This is a genomic window from Amycolatopsis sp. NPDC003861 (genome assembly GCF_053605405.1).
This window is the reverse complement of the sequence record NZ_JBSGJD010000401.1, coordinates 1-5,664: the sequence shown is the minus strand read 5'-3', so window position 1 is coordinate 5,664 and position 5,664 is coordinate 1. Positions and strand designations below refer to the sequence as shown.

Here is a 5,664-nt window from a genome sequence, read left to right as displayed (position 1 = left end):
CCTCTTTTTCTCCCCTCCCCTGGGGTTTTTTTCTTCACCTGGGGGGGGCCCACCCGGGGGCCCGGCGGGGCCCGGGGGCGCGCCGCCCCGCCGGTTCGCCTAGTTCACGCTCGCGGAGAACGAGTTGACCGCGAGGCCGACACCGCCGCTCCACGGCTCGAACCCGGCCTGGATGCTGGTGAGGTACCAGTTCCGGTCGACGCGGGTGCGGTTGTCGACGTCGTTGACGAAGTCCAGCACGTTGAACGACCAGCCCGAGAGGGTGGACTGGGCCACGTAGGACACCACGTCGTTGCCGCCGTTGTTGCCCTGCCACACTTCCCAGCCGCGCCCGCCGATGCTGGTGGTGCCGACCCGGCCGCCGACCGGCTGGACCCCGCCGGTGCGGTTGAACCAGATCATGATCTCCATCTGGTTGACCCCGTTGGTCTTCGGCGTCGGGTCCAGCCAGATGTCGTAGGAGGCGTCGAAGACGCCGCCGGCGTAGGTGTAGGAGATCGACGACGGCACGCTGCCGATCCGGTTGAGCTGCCGGGGCAGGGGCGAGCCGGGGGAGCAGTTCGCGTAGTGGCACCCGAGGTAGACCGCCGGGTAGGACAGTGGCGCGCCGCCGCTGGTGGATCCCTGCTGGGTCTGGATCCGGAACCCGCTCCCGGTGACGTTGATGCACTGCTGTGCGCTGCTGCCCCACCGGTTGTTCATCACGACGTACCGGCCGCCGATGGTGGTCGTGCCGTACTGGTCGCAGATCAGGGTGTCCGCGTGCGCGGCCGGGGCGACGGCGACGGGTGCCGCCACGCTCGCCGCGGCGAGCAGAGCCGCGGACAGGGCGTTCCTCAGTTTCATGATCTCCTCCACGTCGTCGTGGCGTTTTCTGGGAGCGCTCTCAGTAGAATCGCCTTTGATATAACCACAGCGGGCGGCCGGAGCAAAGAGGATGGCCGTGATCGATTGACCGAATGCGTTTTCCGGGCCCACGGGCACCGGAAAACGTGCCGGTCAACCGGCCGCCCGCAGCGTCCATTTCTGGTTCGCCTGCCCGTGACAGGACCACAGGATCAGCTTGGTCCCGGCCGTGGTGCCCTGCCCGGTCGCGTCGAGGCACCGGCCGGACTGCACCCCGGTGATCGTCCCGTCGGCGTTGACGTTCCACTGCTGGTTGGCCTGACCGGAACAGGTCCAGATGATCACCGGGGTCCCGTCGGCGGTGCCCTGCCCGGACGCGTCCAGGCACTTGTTCCCCGCGGTCGTCAGCTGCTTGCCGGTGGGCGTCCACGGCGCTCCGGCGCAGTCGGCCAGCTGCACCGGGGTGCCGTCGGCGGTGCTCGGGACGTCCGCGCACCGGCCCGACTGCGTGCCGACGAGCTGCTTCGCCGAGGATGGCCCGGGGGTGCCGATGCTGCCCGGGACCGCCTGCAGCGCCGCGTACCAGACCGCGGCCATCTTGTCGTAGCCGGTGGCCGTCGGGTGGACGCCGTCGATCAGGTCGGCGGCGGTCAGCGCGGCGTGCAGGTCCACCAGGTGCACGTGCTTGCCGGCGTTCTGCTTGCTCTGCACCATTCCGGGGATCGTGGCGTTGAACGTGCGGGCCGCCGCCTCCTGCCCGCTGTTGGCGATCGGGATGATCGTCGCGACGAAGACCTCGGCGTCCGGTACCGCCCCCGTGATGTGGTCGACCAGGGCGGACAGGCGGCCCGGTGCGCCCGAGACGTTGTAGTTCTGCAGGATGTCGTTGGTGCCGATGTGCAGCAGGACCGTGTGCGGGCTGCTGGTGCGCAGCCAGCCGGTGATGTTCGCGTCGATCTGGTCGATGCGCCAGCCCGGGTGGCCTTCGTGGTCGTGGTCGCCGAGGGACGCCGGCCCGTTGAACTGCGAGCCGACGAAGTCCACTTGATACCCACCCGCCGAAACCCGCTGCCAGAGCCCGATCCGGTACCCGCCCGGCACCTGCGTGCCCTCGGTGATGGAGTCGCCCAGGGGCATGACCCGGACGCCGCCGTTCGATTCGGCGGCGGCGGTGCCCGGCAGCAGGGTGCCGGCCAGGACCGCCACCGCGGCGGCGAGCCACCCCAGCCGTGTTCGCATCTCGTCTCCTCGCTGCTCGGCCGTCACACGTCGGTGATGGTCCACTGGTTGTTCGTGCTGCTGTTGGGGGTCCAGAGGCCCACGCTCGAGCCGGCGGCCGTGCTGCCCATGCCGTCGAGTGCGGTACCGGTGGCGCGGTTGACGATCTGGTACCGGCCGTTGCCCAGGCTCGTCAGCTTCCACTGCTGGCTGGTGGCGCCGGTCCACGCCGTCTGCGCGCAGGTGGCGCCGTTGGCGGTGTTGCCGCGGCTGTCGGCGACCATCCCGTTGGTGCGGTTGACGATCCGGACGTACCCGCCGCCCGCGTCGGTCAGCTGCCACTGCAGGTTCGTGCTGCCGTCCCAGTTCCACTGCTTGAGCGGGGACCCGGCGGCGACGGTGCCGCCGCTGTCCAGCACGAGACCGGTGGTGACGTTGGCGATCCGGGCCCAGCCGGTCGGCAGGGGACCGGAGCCGGGGGTGGGGATCTGGCCGGAGAAGGTCAGTTTCACCACGTACGCCGGCGCGTCGAACGGCGGGTTGGCCGAGGGCAGCTGGACGCGCAGCGCGGAGGCGTCCTGGACGGGGGCGGGCAGCGTCGTGGCGGCCCCGGCGTCCGGACCCAGCAGCTGGGCCGACACCAGGGTGCTCACGTTGATCCGGCTGGAACTCAGCGTGGTGATCGGGAAGGTGCTCCCGGGCCAGCCCAGCACGGTCGCGTACAGCACCGTGTTGTCCTTGCTGCGGGTGAACCGGACGTCGGTCCGGGTCCCTTCCACCGGGGTGGTGAACGAGCCGCCGCCCATCTTCGTCGGCCCCTCGCCGTAGACCGCCCACGCGCGGGTGCCGTAGACGGATTCGCCGAAGCGCTTGAGGTAGTTGCCGATGCCGAGCAGGATCGTGCGCTGCCCGGACGGGATGGTGCCGTCGGCCATCGGGGCGATGTTCAGCAGCATGGTGCCGTTCTTGCTGACCCGGTCCAGCAGCGAGTGCAGGATGGCCTTCATCGAGTAGTAGCCGATGCCGTTCGTGTAGCACCAGCTGGAGCTCGAGATGCTGTCGTCGGTCATCCAGTACGGGCTGAGCAGGTCGCCCGGCCCGCCGCGTTCGAAGTCGAAGACCTCCCCGCGGTTGTTGAACCCGTCCTTGTAGGTCGCGACCACGTCCTTGTTCCAGGCCACCGCCTGGTTGTAGTAGCGCGACAGGAAGTTCAGCCGCTGCGCCTCGGCGACCTGGGTCAGGTTGAAGTCCTGGTACACGAGGTCGGGCTGGTAGCCGTCGACGACCTCCCGGAGCTTGTCGAACCAGAGCTGGTTCTCCGCCTGCGTGCCGTTCTGGCCGAAGAGGCGGCGCAGCGAGTCGGTGGACTGGGCCGGCACGTGGTCGTAGAAACCGGTGAAGTGGTACGCGTGGTGCAGCGCGGTCAGCAGCTTGAGGCCCTTCGCGCGGATGGCGTCCGCGTGCAACCGCAGCAGGTCGAGCTTGGGCCCGGTCTTGACCGAGTTCCACTCGTTCGCGCTGCTGTTCCACATCGAGTAGCCGTCGTGGTGCTCGGCGACCGGGCCGGCGAACTTCGCGCCGGCGTCGGCGAAGAGCTGGGCCCACTCGGCCGGGTCGAAGTTCCCGCCCGCCGACTTGAGCTTCGGCGCGAACTGCACCCAGTTGCCCGCCTTGTCGCGGGCGCCGTTGATGAAGTTCTGGTACGGCCACGCCGACGGGTCGCCGTACACCTGCTTGTGGTGGTTGTTCTCGTTGGACCCGCCGATGTACATGTTGCGCGGGTACCACTCGTTGCCGAACGCGGGGACGCTGAAGACGCCCCAGTGGTAGTAGATGCCGAACTTGGCGTCTTGGAACCACTCGGGTGCGGGCGGGTGCTGGTCGACCGACGACCAGCTCGGCGTGTAGCTGCTCGGGCCTTCGGTGGCCCACCCGGCGGGGACGCGGACCACGCCGGCGGCCGCGGCGGCCCCGGCCACCACGATCAGCCGGCGCCGCGACAGCTCGAACGAGGACATGAGGCGACCTTTCAGCTCAGGGACCACTTCTGGTTGTTCGCGCCGGTGCAGCCGGCCAGCTGGACCGGCGTGCCGTTCGCGGTCCCGGCGCCGGTGACGTCGAGGCAGAGTCCGGATTGGACCCCGGTCACCGTCCCGTTCGCGTTGAACGTCCACTGCTGGTTGTTCTGCCCGTTGCAGTTCCAGATGATGACCTTGGTGCCGGGCGTGGTGCCCTTGCCGGAAGCGTCGAGGCAGCGGAGGTTGCCGCCGCTGTAGACGTTCAGCTCGCCGGCGCCGGTGCGCGTCCACGTCTGGTTCGTGCCGCCGTTGCAGTCCCAGATCTGGACCGCGGTGCCGGGCGTGGTGGAGACGCCGTTGACGTCCAGGCACTTGTTCGCGCCCGCCGCGTGCACGGCGCCGGTGTTCGTGCTGCCGCCGTTGCCGTACCCGGCCGCGATCACGCTGGCCTGCACCGCGTTCTCGGTGGCGTCGGTGGGGAAGCCGCTGGTCACGGCCCCTTCGAAGAATTCGCCGACGCCGGAGACGCTGTTGTCGCCGCCCGTGCCCAGCAGGATCGACGGCTCGAGCTTCATCGGCGAGTAGCCGCGCGGCAGCCCGCCCGAATACGGCGTGGTGAGACTGCCGCTGGTCGCGTCGCCGTACTTCAGGGTGAAGTTCGTGGTGCCGTTGTTCTTCAGCCACGCGCTGACGAACGGGTGGTGCACCCCGGGGTTGTTCGGATCCTTGTTGGACCCGGTTCCGGTGTGGTACATGCCGTTCTCGAGGTCGGCCTCGACCCACGGGCCGGTGCCGGTGCAGCCGTTGAACCAGCAGGCGGTGCCCCAGTAGATGGCGTTCATCGTGGCGTTGCCGGTGTCGTTGTGGGAGACCTCGCCGCTGCCGTAGTCGAAGCAGCACCACTGGTTGACGTAGTTCGACGAGGTGATCATGTAGATCCCCTCCGGCTGGGCCCCGACCGGCGCGCCCTTGGCGTTGTCGATCCGGTAGCCGACCCCCTGGGTGACCTTGATCCCGAACACCGGGTGCCCGCCCACGGTGACCGGCAGGGCCATCGCGTCCGCGCCGATGTCCGACCCGTTCGGGCCGGGGCCCTTCCAGAACCCGCCCCACGAGATCGGCAGGTCGTTGTGGTTGGCGGTCTGGTCGTAGATCTTCGTGACCGTGCACCGGGTGCCGGCGCAGAACGACACCTGCGGGGCCGAGTCCGCGACCCCGCCCGCCGTCAGCAGGCCGACGTCGAGGAACCGCTGGTCCGAGGCCCGCTGGATCTGGTAGAGCGGGCCGTTGTACGCCCCGAACAGGGCGCGGGTGGTGCTGTGCGCCGTGACGCACGGGGTGCCGCCGGCGGCGTAGAGGTCGCACGCCTCCTGCGTGGCGGCGTGGGCCGCGGCGCCCGTGGCGGCTACCGCGCCGGTCGCCAGGACGACGGCTGCCACGGTGGCCTGGAGGGTTCTGAGCAGCTTGTGGGAGACCATGGCCGAACTCCTCTGTTCGCAGGTCCGAGGTAAAGCGCCCCAATGTGGCGTTGGGTGCATCTGACGCACCCAATGTGGCGTTCGGTGCATCTGACGCACCGAAC

The 5,664-nt window shown here is 69.5% G+C and carries 4 protein-coding genes; all 4 read right to left on the bottom strand.

What is annotated here, in order from left to right; genetic code table 11:
* Positions 1-99: 99 nt before the first annotated feature.
* The gene (locus tag ACWEVN_RS46090; protein ID WP_452055486.1) at positions 100-846 is read right to left on the bottom strand and encodes a GH12 family glycosyl hydrolase domain-containing protein; all 747 of its coding nucleotides are present in this window, start codon (positions 844-846) and stop codon (positions 100-102) included.
* Positions 847-999: 153 nt separating this feature from the next.
* On the bottom strand, positions 1,000-2,085 hold the full coding sequence (locus ACWEVN_RS46085; protein ID WP_452055485.1) for a ricin-type beta-trefoil lectin domain protein: 1,086 nt from the start codon (positions 2,083-2,085) through the stop codon (positions 1,000-1,002).
* A 23-nt stretch (positions 2,086-2,108) separates the two neighbouring features.
* The gene (locus ACWEVN_RS46080) at positions 2,109-4,082 is read right to left on the bottom strand and encodes an alpha-L-fucosidase (RefSeq protein WP_452055484.1); all 1,974 of its coding nucleotides are present in this window, start codon (positions 4,080-4,082) and stop codon (positions 2,109-2,111) included.
* 11 nt (positions 4,083-4,093) lie between these two features.
* Positions 4,094-5,560 carry an arabinofuranosidase catalytic domain-containing protein gene (locus ACWEVN_RS46075; protein WP_452055483.1) on the bottom strand — a complete coding sequence of 489 codons (1,467 nt, stop codon included), beginning with the start codon at positions 5,558-5,560 and terminating at the stop codon, positions 4,094-4,096.
* Positions 5,561-5,664 lie beyond the last annotated feature (104 nt).